The organism is Mesorhizobium sp. WSM4847 (genome assembly GCF_055811335.1).
On the sequence record NZ_JBVVPY010000025.1, the window covers coordinates 82,090 to 103,083 of the forward strand.

At 59.5% G+C, this 20,994-nt stretch carries 26 protein-coding genes, 1 tRNA gene and 1 pseudogene; 13 read left to right on the forward strand and 15 right to left on the reverse strand.

Annotated elements, in window-relative coordinates; genetic code table 11:
- Positions 1 to 4: 4 nt before the first annotated feature.
- From AC0L28_RS28445 to AC0L28_RS28455, 3 genes are all read right to left on the reverse strand, one after another.
- Positions 5 to 439: a DUF2948 family protein gene (locus AC0L28_RS28445; protein ID WP_128175663.1), complete on the reverse strand. Its 435-nt coding sequence runs from the start codon at positions 437 to 439 to the stop codon at positions 5 to 7.
- Positions 440 to 737: 298 nt separating this feature from the next.
- Positions 738 to 2,030: a UDP-N-acetylglucosamine 1-carboxyvinyltransferase gene (gene murA / locus AC0L28_RS28450; protein WP_473481526.1), complete on the reverse strand. Its 1,293-nt coding sequence runs from the start codon at positions 2,028 to 2,030 to the stop codon at positions 738 to 740.
- Positions 2,031 to 2,151: 121 nt separating this feature from the next.
- Positions 2,152 to 2,358 (reverse strand): hypothetical protein, encoded by a 207-nt coding sequence (locus AC0L28_RS28455; RefSeq protein WP_287181203.1) that lies wholly within the window; start codon positions 2,356 to 2,358, stop codon positions 2,152 to 2,154.
- A gap of 270 nt (positions 2,359 to 2,628) precedes the next feature.
- On the opposite strand from AC0L28_RS28455, the gene AC0L28_RS28460 reads away from it, so the two are divergent.
- A tRNA-Thr gene (locus tag AC0L28_RS28460) sits at positions 2,629 to 2,703 on the forward strand.
- A 434-nt stretch (positions 2,704 to 3,137) separates the two neighbouring features.
- Here AC0L28_RS28460 and AC0L28_RS28465 read toward each other — a convergent pair.
- On the reverse strand, positions 3,138 to 3,647 hold the full coding sequence (locus AC0L28_RS28465) for a ferritin-like domain-containing protein (RefSeq protein WP_473481527.1): 510 nt from the start codon (positions 3,645 to 3,647) through the stop codon (positions 3,138 to 3,140).
- Between the two features lie 765 nt (positions 3,648 to 4,412).
- Here AC0L28_RS28465 and AC0L28_RS28470 point away from each other — a divergent pair.
- From AC0L28_RS28470 to AC0L28_RS28480, 3 genes are read left to right on the forward strand one after another with little or no spacing between them, the layout of a single operon-like run.
- Complete coding sequence (locus AC0L28_RS28470) at positions 4,413 to 5,057, forward strand: hypothetical protein (protein ID WP_287363936.1); 645 nt, start codon at positions 4,413 to 4,415, stop codon at positions 5,055 to 5,057.
- A complete protein-coding gene (locus tag AC0L28_RS28475) occupies positions 5,054 to 5,449 on the forward strand; it encodes a phage holin family protein (RefSeq protein ID WP_128247784.1) in 396 nt (131 codons plus the stop codon). Before AC0L28_RS28470 ends, AC0L28_RS28475 begins: the two co-directional genes overlap by 4 nt.
- Complete coding sequence (locus tag AC0L28_RS28480; protein ID WP_287225357.1) at positions 5,446 to 6,327, forward strand: hypothetical protein; 882 nt, start codon at positions 5,446 to 5,448, stop codon at positions 6,325 to 6,327. The genes AC0L28_RS28475 and AC0L28_RS28480 overlap by 4 nt, the downstream gene beginning before the upstream one ends.
- Here AC0L28_RS28480 and AC0L28_RS28485 read toward each other — a convergent pair.
- Positions 6,220 to 6,519, reverse strand: coding sequence for a hypothetical protein (locus AC0L28_RS28485; RefSeq protein ID WP_287225358.1), 300 nt, complete (start codon positions 6,517 to 6,519; stop codon positions 6,220 to 6,222). The genes AC0L28_RS28480 and AC0L28_RS28485 overlap by 108 nt on opposite strands.
- Positions 6,520 to 7,187: 668 nt before the next feature.
- On the opposite strand from AC0L28_RS28485, the gene AC0L28_RS28490 reads away from it, so the two are divergent.
- Positions 7,188 to 8,216, forward strand: coding sequence for a hypothetical protein (locus AC0L28_RS28490; protein ID WP_473481528.1), 1,029 nt, complete (start codon positions 7,188 to 7,190; stop codon positions 8,214 to 8,216).
- Here the strand turns inward: AC0L28_RS28490 and ligD are convergent.
- The gene (ligD, locus tag AC0L28_RS28495) at positions 8,199 to 10,022 is read right to left on the reverse strand and encodes a DNA ligase D (RefSeq protein WP_473481529.1); all 1,824 of its coding nucleotides are present in this window, start codon (positions 10,020 to 10,022) and stop codon (positions 8,199 to 8,201) included. The two genes, AC0L28_RS28490 and ligD, sit on opposite strands and share 18 nt — an antisense overlap.
- On the opposite strand from ligD, the gene AC0L28_RS28500 reads away from it, so the two are divergent.
- Together AC0L28_RS28500 and AC0L28_RS28505 are read left to right on the forward strand one after the other, a co-directional pair.
- On the forward strand, positions 10,021 to 10,416 hold the full coding sequence (locus AC0L28_RS28500) for a hypothetical protein (RefSeq protein ID WP_473481530.1): 396 nt from the start codon (positions 10,021 to 10,023) through the stop codon (positions 10,414 to 10,416). The genes ligD and AC0L28_RS28500 overlap by 2 nt on opposite strands.
- A 227-nt stretch (positions 10,417 to 10,643) precedes the next feature.
- Positions 10,644 to 10,898, forward strand: a complete 255-nt coding sequence (locus tag AC0L28_RS28505) for a low affinity iron permease family protein (protein ID WP_287225365.1) — start codon at positions 10,644 to 10,646, stop codon at positions 10,896 to 10,898.
- A 205-nt stretch (positions 10,899 to 11,103) separates the two neighbouring features.
- Here AC0L28_RS28505 and AC0L28_RS28510 read toward each other — a convergent pair whose 3' ends face one another.
- The 4 genes and pseudogenes from AC0L28_RS28510 to AC0L28_RS28525 all read right to left on the reverse strand — a co-directional run bounded on the left by AC0L28_RS28510 (position 11,104) and on the right by AC0L28_RS28525 (position 13,394).
- Positions 11,104 to 11,403 carry a DUF1236 domain-containing protein gene (locus AC0L28_RS28510; RefSeq protein WP_473481531.1) on the reverse strand — a complete coding sequence of 100 codons (300 nt, stop codon included), beginning with the start codon at positions 11,401 to 11,403 and terminating at the stop codon, positions 11,104 to 11,106.
- A gap of 422 nt (positions 11,404 to 11,825) precedes the next feature.
- Positions 11,826 to 12,110, reverse strand: coding sequence for a DUF982 domain-containing protein (locus AC0L28_RS28515; RefSeq protein ID WP_473481532.1), 285 nt, complete (start codon positions 12,108 to 12,110; stop codon positions 11,826 to 11,828).
- A gap of 303 nt (positions 12,111 to 12,413) precedes the next feature.
- Positions 12,414 to 12,683 (reverse strand): annotated as a pseudogene (locus AC0L28_RS28520) (VOC family protein); the annotation flags it as partial.
- A gap of 498 nt (positions 12,684 to 13,181) precedes the next feature.
- The gene (locus AC0L28_RS28525; protein WP_287260658.1) at positions 13,182 to 13,394 is read right to left on the reverse strand and encodes a KTSC domain-containing protein; all 213 of its coding nucleotides are present in this window, start codon (positions 13,392 to 13,394) and stop codon (positions 13,182 to 13,184) included.
- A 391-nt stretch (positions 13,395 to 13,785) separates the two neighbouring features.
- On the opposite strand from AC0L28_RS28525, the gene AC0L28_RS28530 reads away from it, so the two are divergent.
- Positions 13,786 to 14,610, forward strand: coding sequence for a class I SAM-dependent methyltransferase (locus AC0L28_RS28530; protein WP_473481533.1), 825 nt, complete (start codon positions 13,786 to 13,788; stop codon positions 14,608 to 14,610).
- Between the two features lie 307 nt (positions 14,611 to 14,917).
- Here the strand turns inward: AC0L28_RS28530 and AC0L28_RS28535 are convergent, their stop codons facing one another.
- The 4 genes from AC0L28_RS28535 to AC0L28_RS28550 all read right to left on the reverse strand — a co-directional run bounded on the left by AC0L28_RS28535 (position 14,918) and on the right by AC0L28_RS28550 (position 16,513).
- Positions 14,918 to 15,166: a DUF982 domain-containing protein gene (locus AC0L28_RS28535; protein WP_128247775.1), complete on the reverse strand. Its 249-nt coding sequence runs from the start codon at positions 15,164 to 15,166 to the stop codon at positions 14,918 to 14,920.
- 8 nt (positions 15,167 to 15,174) lie between these two features.
- Positions 15,175 to 15,405: a DUF982 domain-containing protein gene (locus AC0L28_RS28540; RefSeq protein ID WP_473481534.1), complete on the reverse strand. Its 231-nt coding sequence runs from the start codon at positions 15,403 to 15,405 to the stop codon at positions 15,175 to 15,177.
- A gap of 497 nt (positions 15,406 to 15,902) precedes the next feature.
- Positions 15,903 to 16,304, reverse strand: a complete 402-nt coding sequence (locus tag AC0L28_RS28545) for a type II toxin-antitoxin system HicB family antitoxin (protein WP_473481535.1) — start codon at positions 16,302 to 16,304, stop codon at positions 15,903 to 15,905.
- Between the two features lie 35 nt (positions 16,305 to 16,339).
- Positions 16,340 to 16,513 carry a type II toxin-antitoxin system HicA family toxin gene (locus AC0L28_RS28550; protein WP_128247772.1) on the reverse strand — a complete coding sequence of 58 codons (174 nt, stop codon included), beginning with the start codon at positions 16,511 to 16,513 and terminating at the stop codon, positions 16,340 to 16,342.
- 326 nt (positions 16,514 to 16,839) lie between these two features.
- On the opposite strand from AC0L28_RS28550, the gene AC0L28_RS28555 reads away from it, so the two are divergent.
- The 4 genes from AC0L28_RS28555 (at position 16,840) to AC0L28_RS28570 (ending at position 19,032) form a co-directional block, all read left to right on the forward strand.
- Positions 16,840 to 17,523 carry a Crp/Fnr family transcriptional regulator gene (locus tag AC0L28_RS28555; protein WP_473481536.1) on the forward strand — a complete coding sequence of 228 codons (684 nt, stop codon included), beginning with the start codon at positions 16,840 to 16,842 and terminating at the stop codon, positions 17,521 to 17,523.
- 217 nt (positions 17,524 to 17,740) lie between these two features.
- On the forward strand, positions 17,741 to 17,986 hold the full coding sequence (locus tag AC0L28_RS28560; RefSeq protein ID WP_023800263.1) for a hypothetical protein: 246 nt from the start codon (positions 17,741 to 17,743) through the stop codon (positions 17,984 to 17,986).
- A 7-nt stretch (positions 17,987 to 17,993) separates the two neighbouring features.
- Entirely contained in the window at positions 17,994 to 18,218 is a 225-nt protein-coding gene (locus AC0L28_RS28565; RefSeq protein ID WP_287347081.1) for a hypothetical protein, read from the forward strand.
- Positions 18,219 to 18,732: 514 nt separating this feature from the next.
- Complete coding sequence (locus tag AC0L28_RS28570; protein WP_023800265.1) at positions 18,733 to 19,032, forward strand: DUF1236 domain-containing protein; 300 nt, start codon at positions 18,733 to 18,735, stop codon at positions 19,030 to 19,032.
- A gap of 203 nt (positions 19,033 to 19,235) precedes the next feature.
- Here AC0L28_RS28570 and AC0L28_RS28575 read toward each other — a convergent pair whose 3' ends face one another.
- Complete coding sequence (locus AC0L28_RS28575; RefSeq protein ID WP_473481537.1) at positions 19,236 to 20,129, reverse strand: transglutaminase family protein; 894 nt, start codon at positions 20,127 to 20,129, stop codon at positions 19,236 to 19,238.
- 317 nt (positions 20,130 to 20,446) lie between these two features.
- Between AC0L28_RS28575 and AC0L28_RS28580 the strand changes: the two genes are divergently transcribed.
- The gene (locus tag AC0L28_RS28580; RefSeq protein ID WP_036263866.1) at positions 20,447 to 20,647 is read left to right on the forward strand and encodes a hypothetical protein; all 201 of its coding nucleotides are present in this window, start codon (positions 20,447 to 20,449) and stop codon (positions 20,645 to 20,647) included.
- The last annotated feature ends 347 nt before the right edge of the window (positions 20,648 to 20,994 follow it).

Sequence of the window (20,994 nt, forward strand, 5' to 3'; positions counted from 1 at the left end):
GTCCTCAGGCTCCGTGGAAGGGACGCGACGTCGCTTCCCAGGCGCCGCCAATGTCAGCCAGCCGCGCCTCGATGCACTCGACATCGAGCATGATCGCGCCGCCGCCTGAAAAGATCAGCTCGACAATGCCGGCCGGCTTGTCGAGCGCGACGAAGCTGATCGCCAGCAGCGACAGCACCTCGTCCGGCTTGTCGCGGGCAATGCCGCTGGTCTTGGCGCCCAGCACCCGGTCGAAATGCAGCACGCTTTGCCGCCGCTCATTGTGCTGGCGGAAGAAACCGGATTTCGCCTCCCAGACGAAGCGGTTCATCGTCATCATGAAGCGCTTGACCGCCGGCATGTATTCGAGGTCGCCGACCTTGAGCACGGCGTCCTGGACATGGGCCGAGACGATGCTCAGATCCTGATCGTCGAGCGCGACAAGCTTGAGAAGGTTCATGCGGAGTTCGCACCTGCGAAGGATTACATCAGTTTTCTGTTAGGCGGTCTTGGCGATCCGTGCAACCGCGCCACGGATTCCAGCACAATCGCATCAGGTTTGCGCCGCCCCTCACCTGCCTGCCGGCATCCTCTCCCGCATAGTGGCGGGGAGAGGGACGCCTTCGCAAGGATTTCGCCAATATCCGGCGTTGCAGAAAGGGCGCCGAGGTCGCGGCCAGCCCCTTCTCCCCGTCACTATACGAGGAGAAGATGCCGGCAGGCAGATGAGGGGCAGCGCCGACCTCAGGCCGTTACCTCTACCCCGAAATCCGCTCGATCTCCGCGCCGCAGCCGGACAGCTTTTCTTCCAGCCGCTCAAAACCGCGGTCGAGATGATAGACCCGGTTGACCGTGGTCTCGCCTTCGGCTGCCAGGCCGGCGATGACCAGCGACACCGAAGCGCGAAGGTCGGTCGCCATCACCGGCGCGCCCTTCAGCTTCGGCACGCCGTCGACGATCGCCGTCTGGCCGGACAATGTTATGTGGGCGCCGAGCCGGGCAAGTTCCTGGACGTGCATGAAGCGGTTTTCGAAGATCGTCTCGGTGATGCGCGACTTGCCCTTGGCCATCGTCATCAGGCCCATGAACTGCGCCTGCAGGTCGGTCGGGAACGCCGGGAACGGCGCTGTCGTCACGTCGACCGGCGCAATGCCGGCGCCGTTGCGCCTGACGCGGATGCCGGAATTGGTCTGCGTGATCTCGGCGCCGGTTTGGGAGATCACGTCGAGCGCGGTCTGCAGCAGGTCCGCCCGCGCGCCTTCGAGCACGACATCGCCGCCGGTCATGGCGACGGCCATCGCATAGGTGCCGGTCTCGATGCGGTCGGGTATCACCCGGACGCGCGCGCCCGACAGCGCCTCGACGCCGTCGATCGTGATGGTCTCGGTGCCAGCGCCATAAATCCTGGCGCCCATGGCGTTGAGGCATTCGGCGAGGTTGACGATCTCGGGCTCGCGGGCGGCGTTTTCGAGCACCGTCTCGCCCTTGGCCAGGGACGCCGCCATCATCAGCACATGGGTGGCGCCGACCGACACTTTCGGGAAGACGTAGCGATTGCCGACAAGACGGCCGTTCCTGGTCTTGGCGATGACATAGCCGGTGTCGACGTCGATATCGGCGCCCAGCGCCTGGAGGCCTTCCAGGAAAATGTCGACCGGCCGCGTGCCGATGGCGCAACCGCCGGGCAGCGACACCTTGGCCTCGCCCATGCGGGCAAGCAGCGGGCCAATCACCCAGAAGGAGGCGCGCATCTTCGACACCAACTCGTAGGGGGCCGTTGTATCGACGATGTTGCGGGCGGAGAAAGTGACGGTGCGCGAATAGCCCTCCTGCTGCTTTTCGCGGCGTCCGTTGACCGAGTAGTCGACGCCATGATTGCCGAGGATGCGGATCAACTGCTCGACATCGGCCAGATGCGGCACGTTTTCCAGGGTCAGCGTGTCGTCGGTGAGCAGCGAAGCGATCATCAGCGGCAGCGCGGCGTTCTTCGCGCCCGAGATCGGGATGCTTCCGGCAAGCTTGTTGCCGCCGACAATTCTGATGCGATCCATTTAAAGAGCGTCCCCTCGGCCGAAAGGCCGGTTTAATCGGTTGAGTCTGTTGTGGCCCGTCTAAACCATTGGCCGGCTTGGTTCAAGAAACAGGATTCTCGCCCTGGCCAGCCTGTTGATATCAATCCTTTTGCGTTTCCCTTAAGGCGCCGAGCCCTTCCGGCCGCTTGTCAGCCTCGCCAGTGCGTCGCGAGCGCGACTGCGCCTTGCGCTTCTGCAGATTGGCGCGCAATTGCTCGGCGAGCCGGGTCTGGCGGTCAGCCTTCTTCGGTGGGCTGTCCTTTTTCGATGGCCCGCCCTTGTCAGTTGGAGTTGCCTTGTCGTTCATGGTTCCGTCCCGGCTGACGGTTAGAGCGATGTGGGTCCGCTTGACGCACAAACGACGATCTAGCACTTTTGAATCCTGGCAACGTGCTTTCCGAAAATCGATTCCGATTTTCGGGCCGATGCGCCAGCGCACTATTCAGGGAAAGCCAACATTGTGGCGCTGCCATGTCCGCAAAAGCCGTTGGAGCGGGCTTTCACAGATGGCTTGCGAATGGCTTGCGCTTGGCCTTGCGCTTGCCGGTTCGATATGGCAGAAGCCCCGCCATCAGCGGCTGCGGTAGCTCAGTGGTAGAGCACTCCCTTGGTAAGGGAGAGGTCGAGAGTTCAATCCTCTCTCGCAGCACCAGTTTATCCCATTGAAATCGTTCAACCACTTGACACGCAAGGCTCTCGTGATCGCTGCAGATTCCTTCAACGGAATTGGTTGGCACACGATCGACAAGCGCAGCCCCTTGACATCGACGTGTATCCATTCCCATACGATGAAGGTGATGTGCGACGAGATTCAGGCTCCCACGGCCAGAACAGGTCATAGCGCCCGGGAATCAGCCATGCGTGCGAACATCCTGGCTGCACAAATCATGCCGGCTGGGATTTTCGCGAGGCCTAGCAAGCCTCGCGCAGGTTCTGCTTCGAACATCGCGCCGAGAGGGAGCGGTTTCTTTTAGAACGTCAACCAATCCGCCATCCCTTCGCGTCTGAAGCCCTACCGGGTTTGACGTCGATCAGCCTCGTGCCGCCGAAGGATTTCTACAACGCGATGGCAGGACTTTAGGCATGTCACCGTTTCGCGGTGGCAGCATCCCGCTCGTCGCGTCTGAGGAACTCGCTGGTGACCGTGCCGAGTTGGTTTTCCAGCCAATCTGCCATCGCCTCTTCTTCGCGGAGGTTTTCTTTACACGCTCTTTGGGTCTCGGAGTCGCCGACCTCGCCGGCTGCGGCAATGAGCATTTTGTAGCTGGCGATTTCCATATGTTCGAATGTGTAGCTAGCCAGTGATCCTTTCATCACCTCGTCGCCTGCAAACATGCCGCTGATGTTCTGTCCGATGGCGATTAGCTTACCGCCGGCGTCCTTCAGCGTCGAAGATCCGTCGCCGATCCGATCGAGGCATTGTTCAAGACGTTTTGCCTGCTGCCTCGTTTCTTCGAGATGCATGTTCATCCGGGCGCGAATCTCGGGATAGTTTTCGAGACGCTCGATTTGGCCGCTCAACATGGTCTCGGCTTGTTCTTCCATGGCGTGAGCGTCGCGAAGCCACTGCACCAGACGTCCCTTGGAGTCTGTCATGTCTGTCTCCGTTGGTCAGCATTGTCTTACTGCCATCGCAACGCCGCCACTGACCGTTAGTTCCGATCGCCTGCAAAGCGCAGTCGATACCCGGCGGTGACCACGACACCCCGTCCCGCAGGTCGCTGCCTCCCCGGCCAAAAGCCCCTTGAAGCGCAACTTTAGCGTCAGCTAATAGTGCTCTGTGAGCAGTGGGCGTTGCCTGGTAGGCGCCGGCCGGCAGCTTTGGTCCGCCGCAGGAACAAGCTCCAGAGGTTAGGGCGGTGAGTATCTCAGATCAGAGCGGCCCGAGGACGAATGTGGCCAGTAGGGCAACAAAAAGCACAGCGGTGACCACGGCGCCCCACATGAGGACCCTTCCTGTGCCGCGTTGCTCTTCCTCGCGAGGTATCTCTTTCGCCATAGCAAGCATCCTTTTTGAGAAGTTCGGTGACTCAGCAACGTGTCTTGCGGAGGCTGGTTCCCGGCAGCCATCTTGAACGGATCAGCTTTCGGAGGGGCCTATTGATGCCCTGGTTCATTTGGATATTTCCCTTGGACCCACGCCATGGGCGCGCTGTCGCTAGAAGTCCATGCGAGGGACGCCGGTTATGGCACCGAATTCTTACTGCTAATTTAGCTGGAAGTGATGGAACCTGTTTGCCCCCGCCAAGTTCGTTAGGCAATGGAGGAGATTGCCACCATGAACAGTGTCATTTATCTCATCGGCCTTGTCGTCGTCGTGCTTGCAATCCTCTCCTTCCTCGGATTCCATTAGGAGATACCATGCAGCGCGAAGACGATCAGGGCCGTAAGCCGGCCGATTTCGAAACAGCCAAAAGCGAACTGTCTGAACGGTTCCAGCAGGAAACGCAGACCGCGACAGAGGCGCTACACGGCGCTCGCGACGAACTCGCCAGGAAGGCGGGCGACTACGCTGCTGAAGCGAAGCAGGCGTTGTTCGACAAAGCCGAGGGAACACAGCGCGATATCAGCTCCAACCTGAAGGCCTTTAGCGGAGCCTTGCGAGCAGCAAGCGAGCATCTGGCGAATAATAATCAACGGACCGCTTCGAAGTTCACCCTCGATGCCGCCGGCTCGCTTGAACGCCTTTCATCTTCGTTGAAGGACAAACCATTCGAAGATGTTCTTGGCGAGATGCGGTCTTTCGGCCGCGAAAACTCAGGGGCGCTGATAGCCGGCTCAGTATTGGCAGGCTTGGCGCTGGGGCGGTTTATCAAGAGCACGCCGCCATCTGCTCGGACCGAGACACCGAGTCGATCGCAAACAGACGGGGGTTCAGAAACGGTTTCGAACTCGGATCAGTCCGCTACGCGATCGGCAGAGGCACCTGACACTACGCCGCCCCCCTTCAATCAGCCCAGAGACGACAGGGATTTGGCAGGCGCAAGCCTGGAGCAGAACCCATGAACAACAATCAGGAAAGTCGCGGCCTCGCAACCCTCGTCAGCGATCTGGCACAGCAGGTCACAAGCCTGCTTCAAACCGAAAGTAGGCTGTTGCGGGCCGAAATGTCGGAGAAAATCAGCAAGGCCGGCACAGGCGCCGCCGAGGTTCTGGCCGGCGCCATATGCCTTCTCGCGGCCTTGATGGTGCTTTTGCAAGCACTCGTAATCGCCCTGGCGAGTGCCGGCTTGGGAGCGGGATGGTCCTCGCTGCTGGTCGGGATCGTCGTCGCGGTACTGGGGATCATTCTCTTGCGCTCCGGCACGAAAAGCATGGCTCCTTCCGAGCTAACGCCTGATCGCACACAAGACCAACTCAAGCGCGACGCACGCGTGATCAAGGATCAAATGAGATGAGCGAAAAATCCGCAGCCGAGCTCGAACGCGATGCCGACATCGCCCGTGCTAAAGTAGCAGACACCGCCGATTCGATCCGCAGCAAGATGACACCGGGTCAATTGATCGACGAATTTACCGGGATGTTCGCCGGTGGCGAGGGATCTGCCATGCTTGGCAATTTCAAGTCGCAAGTCAGGGACAACCCGTTGCCATTGACGTTGATTGGAGCCGGCCTGGCCTGGCTGATGCTGGGCGACGGCACGTCGGCAACCAACTCAGCTGCCGCCGCCTATCGGACAGGCACGGCTCCTGACGCTTTCTCTAACTTGCGCGGCGATGATTTCAGCCAGGGCAACGAAGGGTCCGGAATCGGGGCGATGCTCTCCGATACCGCCGGTTCGGTTACATCAGCAGCAAGCGACGCGGCCGAAGCTGCAGCAAACGCTGCAACGGGCGCCAAGGAGAGGATGACAAAAACCGCCGGACAGCTCGGCTCAAGCGCCAGCGAGATAGCGGCTCGGACGCGCCAATCGGCACAAGACCTCTTCGAGCGCGAACCGCTGGCTATCGCCGCAGTCGGCCTTGCGCTGGGCACTGCCATCGGGGTGATGCTGCCCCACACAGCCACAGAGGACGAGCAACTTGGCGCCTACCGCGACAAAATTCGCGACAGTGCGGAGGAGGTTTTCGAAACGGGCCTGGAGCAAGCAAAGCAAGTTGCCGCCGAGGCCTACGAAACGGTCAAGGAAGAGGCCGACCGGCAAGGCTCGGGTGGAGATGCAGGCACCCTAGCAGGCAAGGTCGGCAAAGTTGTGGAATCGACCGCAAACAGAACTGAGGAAGCCATTCGCGATCGTTTGCCGGGGTCGTCGGACGAGTCTTCTACCACCACATAGCGTCGCCACCAGCCTGAATGACGCGCTTGGTCCATACGATGTCATCCGGCACCGTCGCCGGTCGTAACCACACCGGATCGGAAGGGATTGCGGATGTGGTCTTGAAGTAGCGGCATTCACAATGGCGGCTTTGAACGCGGCGAAGGTCTCCGGCGGCACGTCCTCAGACTGGTAACATTTACCGCTGGCCACGAACCACGCCGAGAGGGTTCTGCGTTCCGGATCGTATTCCGTTTGCGTATCGAGGTGAACGCCATAACGCTCACACCTTGGTTCGGCGCGGGCCTGCTAGGTTTCTCCCCTTTTGGGTCCTATGACGGTAGTTAGAAAATCGCCAGATCGTCCTGAACGCGGGTCTGCAACGACCTAAACTTGCGTCCCGGTCCACCGCGTGAAGGTGGACCGACCCCGCTACCGCGACGTCGAAAGCCGGCGCTTCAAGCAGAGGCGCGCCTATCGGGGATCGCTTCGCCGTCGGCACCTGACCCGATCGTTCCAAGTCGGCCTGGTCCGGTGCCTGAACGACCGCCTGGAAGAGCTCGCTCCCGTGGAAAGGGGCCCGATCCTGGTCAAGACCCACCACACGAGAAGGAGTTCGCGCGAACCCATCCCGAAATACGGCTGGTGTGTCGAGCATCGGCCCGCGTAGCGACCGACGCCTAAAGGCCGGCAGACAGGCCGCCGACAAGGTCAACCTGAACCGCGCGTTGGGCAACCAAGTCCGAAACCAAGTTCGCACGATATTTGGAATCAAGATTAGTCGGGTTGCCTCCCCGGCCGTAAGCCTTGAAGCGGAACGTTAGCGCGCGCTGATGGTTTTCTTTCAGCAGTGGTTGGCAATGCGACGTCAGAGGCATCCAATGTTGACCGTCGAAGGAAAATGGATATGGGACAGCTGGTATTGCCGGGATGATCAGGGACTCTGGCATGCCTTCTTTCTGCAGGCCGATCGCTCGCTAGGGAATCCCGAACTGCGACACTGGAATGTCACCTGGGGCCTTGCCACAAGTCCTGACCTGCGCAAATGGACGTATCGGGGAACGGTTTTCCGGCCGAGCAAAACTCCGTCTTTTGATGATCTGACGATCTGGACCGGCTGCATTGTGCGGAACGACAGGAATTCATGGACCCTCTTCTATACCGGGACATCACGCGCTGAAGAGGGCAAGATACAACGAATCGGACGCGCGAGTAGCGCCGATCTAGTCCATTGGAGAAGGCAGGGCCTTGCGCTCGAGCGCACCGGTGAGAATGCCGAGTATTACGAGGGTTGCGTTCCGCGGCGCTGGAAGGACTGCTCGCTGCGGGATCCTTGGGTGATACGTGACCCCGAGGGCTCTGGCTGGCTGATGTATTTCACGGCCCGATCGCCGATGCCATCGGATACCAATGCCTCTGGTGCAATTGGCGTTGCCCATTCGCACGATCTTGTAAATTGGCAGCTTCAGCCTCCGGTTTATGTCGGATCTTTCGGGGAAATCGAGGTCCCCCAAGTCTTCCAGCGGGGCGACAAATGGTTCTGCCTCTTCTGCACACATTCACAATGTTGGTCGGAAGAATTCAAACGCAACTATCCGGGAGAGCCGGTAGCGGGCATCCACTATCTTGCTGCCGATCATCCCTTGGGGCCATGGAAACCGGCGGACGGTCCATTCCTATACGGCACACCCGACTGCGAGATATATGCCGGGCGCCTTCTTACACATGGTGACCAGGACTATCTACTTGCCTTCATTTCGGGTCCGGAGGAGCGGTTTTCGGGGACAATCTGCGACCCTATTCCAATCCACTTTGACGCGTGCGGAAGATTGGCGTTGGTCGAGCCACGATCTCCAGATCCGCCGACTGATTATAGAGTCTCTGGTCTTCGTTCACGTCGGGCGATCTGAAAAATTGGCACGAGCGCGACCCGCTTTCCGCAGGCTTGTCTGCGGCGTCGGTCGAAATGGGCTTTGCAGCGTGAACGCGTCTGGCAGAATTCCCTTTTCGACCTGGCTCCAGGTTACGGGAGCTGCTATCGGAAAGTGTGGTCCGGCTCTTGGCGAATACGCACCGACCGCCGTGTTTCCTCGCCCATTTCGGAGATAATCCAGGAAGATCCGCCTTACGCGGGCGGACGGCGCAGCCGCCAACAGGTAGCGATCGGGATACTTGTTGACCAGCTGCTGCGCCAGCCTGCGTGCATACTGCCTGGCCGCATCGTGGGTGATCGCAGCGTTCAGCGGCGCCATCACATGCACGCCTTTGCCGCCAGTCACCTTCGGCCAGCTGTCGAGTCCTGCTGAACGCAGCATATCGCGGAGCGCCAAAGCCGTGCCGGCAACTAGCCCCCATTCGACTCCTTCGCCAGGATCCAGATCTATTACGAGGTGGTCGGCATGCTCGATATCATCAATGGTGGCGTTCCATGGGTGCAATTCGACAACGCCCATTTCCACCAAGCCAAGAAGCCCATCAAGGTCATCGACCCACAGCCTCACACCTTCGCCACCTTCGCGTTTCTGAACTCGCAGCTGATGCACGGCATCCGGAACTTTGGGCAATCTGCCCTTGTGATAGAACGTGACGCCGTGGGAGTGGCGAACCAGCTTGAGCGGGCGTCGGCCAAGGTGGACGAGCGCCTTCCTCGCTACCTTCGTCCAATATCCGATCAGATCCTCTTTCGAGGGCACGACGGCGTCGGGCAGCAATTGCAGAATGTTTTCGGGCGGGACGCCCAAACTTTCATCGGACGGCGGCCGCTTGCGGGCTAAACGCGGCGCGCGGGCTGGTGGGCTCAGATCATCGCGCAGCCCCTTGAACACCGCCTCACGCAGCAGTCCGTCATTGGTGATCCCGCTATATTGGATTTCGGCCTCGACTGCTGGGTGCACCCAAGTTGCCTTGGGCTTGTCTATCGGTTCCGAGAGTGGAGATTTCGCCACAATCAGTGGGTCCAATCGTTCGCGCACTTCGCGTGCATCGCGCAGGCTGTAGCCGCTTTGCGCCTTGCCGGCATAGTGGACGCGATTCCCCTCGCGGCGGCCGAGATAAAGCGAGGCAATCCTGCGCGGCTTCGCCCCCAGCTTCTCGACGAAGGCGACGATCGGAAAGTTGTCGCTCTTGATGCATTTGAGCTTGAGCCAACTCTCCTGCCGGCCGGAGCGGTAGCGGGAATCTGCACGCTTCGACACGATCCCCTCCAGGCCCATTTCGCAGGCGTGCTCGAACACTGTCGGGCCGTCGCCCTCATAATGATCGACATAGACCAGCACCGGCGGCGCGCCCTCCAAGAGACGTTGCAAGGCGCGCTTGCGCTCCAGCAGCGGAGCGTCCCGCAGATTCTTGCCGTTGAGGTGAAGCAGATCGAAAGCGTGGAAGATCAGCATCGTTGACTCAGCTTTTCCAAGCTCGCGGCGTAGTGCCTGAAAGTCAGGAAGCCCGGTAGCGCCTAATACAGTCGCCTCGCCATCGATGATTGCACGCTTTGCTTTCAGCTCAGCCGCGGCACCGACAATCGGGCCGTATCGGCCGGTCCAGTCGAAGCCCCTTCGGGTGAAGGCCTGCGCCTTGCCCCGCTGGATGATCAGCTGGGTCCGATAGCCATCGTATTTGATTTCGTGAATCCATCCATCGCCCTTGGGCGGCTTCTCGACCAGCGTGGGCATCTGGAATTCAATAAACGACAGCCGGCCAATGCCAGGCTCGGTAAGCATGCAATTGGACTCCAGACGCTTCGATTTGAATCAATATCCCCGTTTCGAATCGGTTCCGAAAAACAAAGTGAGGTCCGGCAGTGCTGGCATTCTCCCGTGTGAACAGAACTTGATCCCGCAGGCCCGCGGCAACGAAATCGGTTTGCCGGCGTTGCAATTGATTCGAAGCTCACAGGAGAACGCCATGGGCGATGACATGAGCGAGCGAGATTTCCGCGACCGCGTATCCGCCGGTGACGACTACGAGATCGAGTATTTTACCCAGCAGAACGGTGTCTCGGCAGACCAAGTCCGCCAACTTATCCACGGCAACAACCGGGCCGCTCTGACAGAACCCGCGAGGCGCTGCGTGAGCGGAAATGAGAAACAGCGAGGCCAGCCAGCTACAGGGTAAAGTTCACGACCGGCCGATCAGCCCGGGGCGGAGCATCTCGAGCGCTGTCCTATCCGCCGGCAAGATTTCGATTAGCGCGATCTTGGGCCAGGCACTTCATCACTACGAGCCAGAGCATGAGCTTCTGTCCTATGAAGATGCGTAGGAATTCTTGCACATGGCAAACCACCCAGTTCGGGGCACCATCACACACATTGGCACGCTGACGTCGCGGCCCGCAGGCGTTTTTGATTTTCCTGGCCTATGCCGGGCTTTGGCTTGTCTATGACGCACGCAGCCTCGATTGGCATTCGATTGCGACGCTAGCGACACGGGCCATGACGCTTTTCATCCAGCGCGCCGAACATCCCGATACTCAGGCCCTTCACGCCAAGACGGACGAACTGCTTTGCGCCGTCGGCAAGGCTGATAGCGAGACGGTCAAGTTCGACAAAGAGGAACCTGAAGAGATTGAAAGAGAACGAGAGCGAAAGCAGCAATGAGATTGACCGATAACGAGACCCGGCATTGCCGCGCGAAACCGTTGCAGCCCCAATGCGTTGGGTTGGGCCGCAAGTTACCGGATGAGCCGACAGACCATTGCCTACGGGAGAGGGCAGGCAATGGTCTGTTGGATCAGACCGACTTCCAGATTTAGTGTCCTGCTATACCTTTCGGCACCGCGGGCTGTGCTCCCAGTCGCTTAGGTCACTCGATGACTTTGATGATCTTGCGTGTGTCTGGATCAACGACAACGGTCCGGTTGTCGACCATCACGTAACTGTATTTGGTGTCGGGAACTTCATGAAGCTCGACCGTCTCGGGCAGCGTTGAGCCGATATTGAGCTCTATCCCAGGGACCTTCACCGATGCGAGCGGCTGCTTCTTCACATATTCCCTGATGACGGTCTCCTGTTCAGGCTCGATGACTACGTCCTGAGCGGCAGCAGCGCCGATACCTGCCAGCAGCAGAAATCCCGCGGCTGCAGTGGAAAGTCGCATTTTCATAGTTGCCTCCTATGTGAGTCCTCTCGCGCCGAACAGCATCGTCACGCGCGATACTCACCGAACCCGCGGCAGCTGCAAAAGTTCCTTTGGCTGGGAGCTTCGGGCCGATCTCAGACAGGACCCAAGTCTCACTGTTCGCGCAACAGACTGGACATCGCACCATCCGGAACCGCGGCTGCCCGTAGTCGTTGCTCACTGTGAGTTCACGGGAGGAGCCCATGGAAAATAGCGTCCACCAAGCCCGCTGGTTACTCGCTCCGGTCTTCGCCGTCTCCATCGCGTTCCTTGGCAATTGGAATGTCGTTAGCTAGGGAATGCGCAGCAAGAGACCACCGCCATTCCTCGATTTGCGGGTGGTCCTGACCACGTCCGCCTAGGCGAGGCCTGTCAGCGGTTCCAAGGTGGCGAGGGCGGGCATCACCTCACATCAGATCTTCAGCAACCCCGTCGAATTTCTTGAGGCCTTCGCTTGGGGGCTTCTGCTTATGAAGTCCCTGTTCTGTTGCACTCGCCTCGAAGGCGGCGAACGCAGCTTGGTGACTGCAATGTCCGGCCAGGCATTCCTCGATCATTCGGATTGCTTCAAGCCGGGACGGCTTGTCCATGAATGGCCATGGTTGCTGAAGCGCTTTCGCAGCGTCGGTTATCGACGCGACCACCATCGGCCTGTGATTCAGGTAGATTGTAATCGGGACAAACGCCGTCATTTTCGTCGCTCCCCAGGAGTGAAGGCGGTTAAACGCGAAGACATGGCGGTGGTTGCATCGTCGTGAATTCAGGTCGCCGCTGCCCGACGCGAACGGCTATGCAGGCCTTAACCGCCGCCAAGGACGTCGATGCGGTCGAGCAAAGGGGCGCGAGGCGCCGTTTCGTGGCAGCATGCCCACGTTGCGATAATTGCTTGCGTGTAACGCGGCCGACCGTGGAGGGATGGACGTCGAACAGGCGGGTCGGCCTCGGACGCGCTCGCTGGCATTGGTCACTCTTCGCCATTTGTCTTCGTATTGCGCTCAGCTGAGTTCTTGGGCTAGTCCGATGAGGAGCCCTTCAGGCCCACGGATGTAGCAGAGCCGATACGCGTCTTTATACTGGACTACTTCGCCTTCGAGCTGCGCGCCGCGCGTGCGGAGTCTTTCAAGCGTCTCGTCGATGTCGTCCACGGCGAACATGACGCGGAGGTAGCCGAAGGCGTTGACCGGGGCGTTCCGGTGATCTGCGACGACAGGCGGCGTGAGGAAGCGGGAGAGCTCGAGCCGGCTGTGGCCGTCCGGTGTGCGCACATGTGGACGTGCGGTCGTGTCCACATGTCTACAATTCTGCGGCCCCAGGTGGCTAAGGACAGGCATCACGAAACGGATGTGGTGAGAACGCCACATGCAGCAACCGGACAACCCGCCGTACATCGTGCCGATGCGGAGGCGAGCATGAGCGCGGCCCTACTGATGCCGCGCGAGCCGGTCCATGGGTGCGTTTGCTTCGGCCAAACTAGCCAGCGCTTGCTCGACTTTTTGAGCCGAGGCGTCAGTGCGCTTGATGTGCCGGATCATTTGCTGCCTCAACCGAGCGAGCCTTTCCGCGCGATATACATCGCCGTATCTCGCAGTTTCAAGGTGGAGGGTCGCGAGCCTCATGGGCGACGATTCCGATTATCTAGCAGTAGAAATTCGCGAATCCGCCTTTCGTTCCGATGTCCGACCTTACCCTCGCAAAAGCTGGCCGGACGGCCGCGACGAATGAGCCGCATCCCTGCCAAAAGAGAGATCGTCCGCTGATGCTGCTCAGTCGACCGCGGGTCCAACTAGACGGTAGCGGAAGTGATTTCGGATGTGGCCGTTGAAGAAGCGGCCCTTGGCGAAGGCGGCTTGGAACTCGGCGAAGGTCTCCGGCGGCACGTCCTCAAACTGGTAGCATTTACCGCTGGCCACGAGCCACACCGGGAGGACTTTGCGCTCCGGATCGTATTCCGTTTTGTGTATCGAGGTCGACGGCATGACGTGACTACTCCAATCAGGGAGAGAGTCCATCTGAAGTTGCCCGCGCCCACGGAGGGGAAGGACGCGGGCCGATCGGGAGGGGACACCGATCTCGCAGCACAGAAGATGCTGCAGTAGGCGAACGTCCTGCCCATGCCGGTGTTCCATAGGAAACAAAAAAACCCGCCGCACAGGAGAGCGACGGGGCGATCAAGCGGTCACCGAGCGCGGGTGGGTCGGGATTTGCCCGGTTCGCGGATCGTGGATGAATCCTAGGCGGCCGGCTGCGGCGCGTCTACTAACCGGCGGTTGGCCCGGTTGCTTGTTTGACAGACACGCGCTTATGATGGCTGCTTGAAGCGTCGATTGGGCCTTTTGCCGAGCGGCTCGTTGTGCGGGAGGGAACGCTATGGCCCAGCAGGAGCAGTGGCAGCTGGAAGGCAGCGCCGCGGAACTCTACGAGCGCTACCTGGTCCCGGCGATCACAACCCTGTGGGCTGCCGACCTGGTGGATCGCGCTGTGCCTCTATCTGATGAGCGGGTTCTGGACGTAGCTTGCGGCACCGGCGTGGTGGCACGCTTGGCGGCCGAGCGTATGGGAAGTGGGCAGGTCGTCGGCCTCGACATCAACACGGGCATGCTTGCCGTTGCTCGATCCCTCCCGACAGGGGCTGGACCGCGTATCGACTGGCACGAGGGAAGCGCGCTCGAAATGCCGTTCCCTGACGCCACCTTCGATCTGGTTCTTTGCCAGCTCGGACTGCAGTTTTTCCCGGACCGATCGAGTGCGCTACGTGAGATGTTCCGGGTGCTGGTGCCTGACGGCCGACTGGCCTTAAGCGTTTTCAGCGCTATTGAGCGCACTCCTGCGGCAAAGGCGCTGGTGGACGCCTTGGATCGACACCTCGGTCCAGGCGCTTCGGCAACGAAACGGTCCGAGCATTCACTCGCCGATGCGGACGAGCTTTACCGATTGGTGGCCGGGGCGGGATTTCGTCAGGTGACCATCCACACGACGACACAGAACATCCGATTCCCCTCGTCAAAGGAATATGCGCGACTACAGCTGGCAGCGACTCCGCAGGCAGGGCTGGTCAGCGGAATGGATGCCGGACATCGGGACGCAGTCATCGCAGCGATCATGGGTGATGTAAGTTCCTCGCTGGCAATCTATTCAACTGGAGGAGAGCTGATGTTCCCCCAAGAGGCTCACGTCGTGCTCGCACGCAAATAGCGAAGCTGATTCTGCGGCATCCGGTGTTCAATAGCGCCCACGGAAAGTGAGCCTAATTAGAGGAGGAGCGTTGCGTAGCAGACCCTCCTCCTTTGCAGCAACCTCGAATGCCTTCCTTACGTCGTCGGGCGTGCGCTCGCCTTCAATGAGGCCATACAGACATCGACCGCCGCCTTCCACTTAGATCCCCGCTTGGTCCACTTCATGAGTTCTATAGCGGCACCCTCGACATTGGTGCAGACGAAGGTGAGCCCAGGTTGGTCGGTTTCGATAAAGACCGGAGGGTGAATCCAATGGATGATACCTCCTACTCAGGCGAGAGATACATCTCCGCCTCCTTAGCGGCAGCCACGAAAGCCTTTCGGATCACGTGAGGGTCAATCGGATCGCCCTCCAGTGCTGACAGGCAGAGGGTCCACGCCTTGTGCCAGTGAGGTCCTCTCCGGGTCCACGTCTTGAGCTGCTCAAGGGCTGCCCTCGCATTGTTGCAGCCATGCCTGGCACCGTCCGTTTCAGACTTCACGAACACTGGAGGGACGAACCAAAGGGTTGCCATGATACCTCCTACTCAGGCGAGAGATATACGGTCGCCTCCTTGGCCACCGCCTCAAAGGCTTCACGGACTCTTGGGGGGACACTGCCCTCGAACGCGTCAACGCATAATTGGACCGCTTTCGTCCACCTCGGCCCCTTTGTGTCCCACGCCATGAGTTCCTCGGCGGCTCCCTCGACGTGGCTGACCCCATGGCGAGTGGCCGGACGCTTCGCCTTCACGTAGAACCAGAGGAGTCTCATGAGGAGTAGATTAGGGGATGCTCACATGTTTGGTAGAGGCGGATCACAGCTGCGGCTCGGTCGATATCTCTGGCCGGCCTCATTTCCGGTGAAGCCGTCGCTTACCGCCCCATTTTCGAGGCCGACAGAAGTTCTTCCTCGTCCACCACTCGGGCGCCAGTTCGGACCGCTCGGTTACCCTCCCGAAATGCCTTTCAACAAAGTCTTTGAAATCGTTCTCGCCAAGTTGCAGTTGAGGAGATCCGAACTTAGGCGTTTTGCGGTTTACGCGAACGGTCGTCGGCCTCCGGAACAAAGCGCGAAACTGCACGCCTTGGAGCGAAGAAACGTCAGCTTTGGGGCCAAAGACATGATCGCTTACGATGCCAGCTTCGCCTTTTGTGCGGATCGCTTCGGCGGCTTCTTTTTGCTGAGCGCCAGCAGACTCGCGGACAGTTGCCCACGATGGATTTTATCTTATCGTTTGCCACCGCCCACCTCCATCTATCTTGCGGCAGCTAGGCGGCAACGCGAATGTCGACTTCCACCGTGCGTCCTAGCGCGGAGAAGGCCGCTTCCAACTGTTCAAGTCTGGATCTGTGATCAAGCCTGAACAGGCGGTCGACAGACTCCCTCTTCCAATCCAATCGCCTGGCCAATTCAGCTCGCTGTATATCCGAATCCCTGAGCGACCAATAAAGATTCAGCTTCAGCCAAGTCAGTGCCGGTAAATCGATGACCAAACCCGGTTGGCCATCTGGGCGAGGGACGTCCTCACCATCGTCGATCATACTTGCCAGTGCGGTCTCTATGACACCAACTGCGTGCTGGCGCACACCCTGCTCATCCTCTGCGAACGTCACCACAATTGGCAATTGCGGGCATGTAATGAGCAGCGTTCCGTTGTCGTCCGGTTCCACGTTGATGCGCTATCCAGCCATCACTTCAATCCCAACTACTTTTTGACTGCATTGACCAGGCCTGTTCCGAGTTCCTTGCCAGCGTCATGCATTGGCAATTCCGACTTGCGATCACCACGGCGGATGATCAGGTGGCCGGAGCCGCCCTTCTTGCTTTCGAAGGTGCAACCCTGCGCAGCGAGCCATTTCTTAAGTTCCTTGCTGTTCACGCATATAAGGAACTCCACACAAATGTTGAAGTCAACATAGTGGAATATCCTAGGCGTGGGCGCCGGTAACCTGCGCAATGGGGCCCTCAGAAGCCCTCCCTTTACCAAGGGCAAGGGAGAGGTCGAGAGTTCAATCCTAGCCGGCGCGCAAGGATGCGCAACGGGGATCGACCGCCGCCACCTTGTCTCAGTTTGAAGTTCGGCCGCGGGTGGCGAAGGTTTTGCCAATCGCGTGTTTGCAGCCTATGCTTTGATATCGGCCGCCAGTGCTGCGGATGCAGCCGACAGTAAGAGGGTACGTGCTCTTGCCCGTCAGGGAGAGAGCCGTGTCCCAGTCTCGCAATCATCTGTTGAAAGCCCTCTCCCCAGAGGATTTCGCGCTGCTGCTGCCGTCAATGCATCATGTCCAACTGGACCTCAAAGCCCAGCTGGAGGTGCCGCATCAGCCGATCGGGCATGTGTATTTTCCAGAGGCGGGTATCGCTTCGGTGGTCGCCACCATGACTGGAGGGCGGCAGAGTGAAGTCGGGATCATTGGCTATGATGGCATGACAGGCGTTGCCGTCATTCTCGGCCAGGACAGCTCTCCCAACGAAACCTACATCCAGGTCGCAGGCAATGGCTGGTGCCTGCCAGTTGAGAACCTTCGGTCTGAGGTGGCAAAGAGCCAGTCGCTTGGCGCGTCGCTGCTTGCCTATGCCCACGCCTTCCTCGTCCAGTCGTCGCGAACGGCACTGGTCAATGGCCATTCCAAGATCGAGGAACGGCTGGCCCGCTGGTTGCTGATGGTCCACGACCGAACCGAGGGCAACAAGATCCAGCTGACGCATGAATTTCTGGCGACCATGCTCGGCTCTCGGCGCCCCGGCGTTACCACCGCCCTGCAAATGCTGGAGTATCGGGGGCTGGTTCACGCCAGGCGCGGCGAGATCACGATCGTCGACCGTTCCGGAATGATAAAGCTCACACATGGCGCCTATGGCGACGAGGAGCAGCGTCACTTCGGCTGATGCATGTCGCGCACAAGCATGCCCCTCGGGCCTGACCCAGTGCCTTACCCGAGGGTGTGCAGCGGTTTTGCGACATGCATGAAACAACAACCTGAAGCGCGTCGCATGAGGCCGGTCAAACGCGACGCGCTCCGCCTGATTGTCCGATATCGGACATATGCTTGAAGGCCGCCGCGTGTTAGACGAAAGTCGTATTCTTGGCAGGGAGGAACTGTTGATGAGCCACACTTTTCACACAGTTACCGTTGAAGGCGCGACAGAGGCCTATGTCCTTTCCAGAGGCAAGGCTCGGTATCTCTCGATCGCGCAGGCGATCCGCGCCATTCGAACACTCATGCCTGCCTGCAGGGCCACCAACCACGAGTTGGAGGAGATGCTGGCGGCAGCATGCGTCGTGCACGGCGTGCCCGTCGCTTTCGACGCCAAAACAGCCGATAGCCCAGAACCACGGCTCCATTCTTAGGCCGGAAATGTCCGCGCCGCTGCAGAAGCCAAATTCATTGGATGTCCGGCAAGCGATTGTCGGCTACCTGATCGATCACGTTGACAATCCGAGCGTTTCGATCTTCGAGGTGACCATCGCCGTGAGGGAGATGTTTCCACACTGCGAACTCACGGATTGGCAAATTGGCGATCTCATTGCGCGAAGCGCAATCGACGCGGGATTTGTGGTCGATTTCGATGCGGTCCCCTAGACGCGTCTGGGTAGCAGCATAGTGGCGTTCCGCATTCGCCTCGATCTCGCCGCGGACCAGGCTGGTAGCGCACATCGTTCCGGGGTCGCAGGTTTCCCGAGCGGACTTGCGCGTCGCCGGCCTGTCGAGCGCGGCCGATTCTGGATCAATCCTGAGCGGGAGCCTGCTATAATCCCGTATGGCCGCTCGCATAGTGGTTATCCTGGCGCTGCTTTCCGCCTTCGCCTACGGCTTCGCAAAACTCGTGGAACGTTATGGCGACGGCGGCGACAGGCCCTCTGCGTGTGAAAAATGGCCACAGCCTGATTGTCCAGTCCCAAACGCGCCGCCTCAAGAAGAAACCAGGCCTTGAGCGGGCTTTCGCGGGCGTCGCCAAACATCGGCATTGATAGGCCGTGGCAGCCGGTTCGCGCACCGCCGGTGGAACAAGAATTGCTCCGCATCGTTGAGATGGCTAGGCAACCCGCCGCGGCGGCAATCAAGCACCGCAGCTGAAGGTTGCTTGGAGGCTATTATGGGAAAGCAACTTACATTGGCTGCGGCAGGCATGCTTCTGCTCGTCGGTGTCAGCGCCGCTGCCGCTCAGGACGTCATTATTCAACCCGAGCATGACACCGTGATCCGCGAATACGTGAAAAAGAAACCGGTGGCATCACTCAGCCTTCCTGGCGTCGAACTCAACATCGGCACAGCTTTGCCCGAAACAGTCGAGCTTTACGAGGTGCCGGACGTTCAGTACCGCTACGTCGTCATCGATGGCCGAACTGTCCTGGTCGATCCAGGTACCCGCAAGATTGTGAAAGTCTACGACTGACGTGACCCCACGCTGAAGCCCGTCGTGCCGAAAGGCGCGGCGGGCTGGCGCCTTCCCGATATGCCGATGGCAGAGATAGAAGGTGCAATATCGCGCTGGAACAGTCATGCAACGGCGTGAATTGCGAAATGCGTAAAATCCCGACAGACACCGGCGAGCAAACTCCCGCGAACAGTTCCGAATATATTGGAAGATGCTGATTTTTATCGATGCTGGTGATTGCCGGCTTCCCTCACCACCTTGACCTCCACCGTCATGCCGAGAAAGCTCGACGCGCTGCCGCAGTAGCTTCCCGAAAGTGGGATGGCTTGCCCAGGATGCCTGACCACAGCCACCCGGATCAGATCCCGGTTGCCGACAATGCCGTTGGTGGGATCGAACTCGACCCAACCCGCGCCAGGCAAATAGACCTGGCACCAGGCGTGCGTCGACCCGCCGCCGACGACAGAACCGCTGTCGCGGTTCGGCACATAGACATAGCCGGTCACAAAACGGGCGGCAAAACCGAGCGAACGAACCGCTTCCATCATGAACAGCGCAAAGTCCCGGCATGTGCCTCGACGCAGGTGCAAGGTCATCAGAGGTGGTTGCGTCCCTGGTTCAGTTCGACGCGAATAAACAAAGCTCTCGTGTATGGCGTAGCAAAGCGTCATCAGCAATTTGCCGGTCTCGGTGCGCCCTTTGGCGCTCACGAACTGTCGTGCCCATTTGCCGATCTCGTCGCCGTCATCGAGGTGATGGCGCTCGATGGTTTGGCTGAGGTCGGTTGCCTCGTCGGGATCATAGGAAAATGGATAGCTGAGTGCTGCGTCATCGATACGGAAATCAGGCGCATGCTGCGGCGTGTGATCGAGCCGGATGTCTGTCACGAAACGCAGTTCGTCGCCCGAGCCGTTGAAATCGATTACCGCAACGCAGTTTCCGAAAACGTCATGGATCCAGCCAATCTCTTTCGGCTCGGGGTCGACTAACAGGGCGTGATCCAGAAGACGCTGATCGAAACTGTCGCGCGGCCTGAACATCAGCCGGTGCTCGCCGAACGTCACCGGCTGCGTATAGCGATAGACGGTCGTGTGCTTGACTGAAAAGATCGGCATTGGCTTGCGTCGACCACCTGCGATATCAGCGCCATCATATAATCTTTTTTGATGTGCAGCGGACAAAATGGGGCTGCCCCTCAAGACGGCCGTATCAGGCGGATTGATGAACAGATCGGCACGGCTAGCGCCGAATTGATCATCCATGCTAGCCCGCTGTTCCTGGTTCTGTCGGCAGCATGGCCGCGAAAAAAGCAGCGGACTTGCGCCGCAGGCCTTTTGCAATCTCTAATTGGTAGACTCTCTCAAGACCGGGGAAGTTAATCCTTGCGCCGCGGAGGGGCCAAGGCGAGGAACGTCGCAAACGGGAGGAAGCTATGAATGAAGACTACGAACTGGCCATAGACCACGACAAGCCTTACGAAATAACTGCTTTCGCTAAAAAGCACGGCCTTACGACAAGGGCTGCCGAGCTGATCCTTTTCGCCTATAGCCCGTCCCGAGCGGCGTGCGATACTGCCGCAACGGCTTTCCTCACCGCCGTCGCCGTGCAAGCCAAGAGACAATCGGCGCGCTAGCCGATCGTGACATCGGGGCGTCGCGGCGATCGTATTTTGATGCTGGCGGGACAGCGCCCCTCTGCCGGACATCTCCCCCACAAGGGGGGAGATTGGCAATGTCACTGTGGGCGCCCTCTTTGCGACGTCAGAGATTGGCGAAAGCGGTCCCGACATCCGATTTCCCCCCAAGTGGGGGAGATGTCCGGCAGAACAGAGGGGGGCGCCTCCCTCCGCCATCAACGGTTCTGCACCGTCGTGACGCTCTGAGGTAACGGCATGGATCCTAGGTGTTTGATCCCGGACTTTAATGGCGCATCATTGCCGTCCGAATCAAAGGATGCGCTATGGGACAGGTTCTACACCGC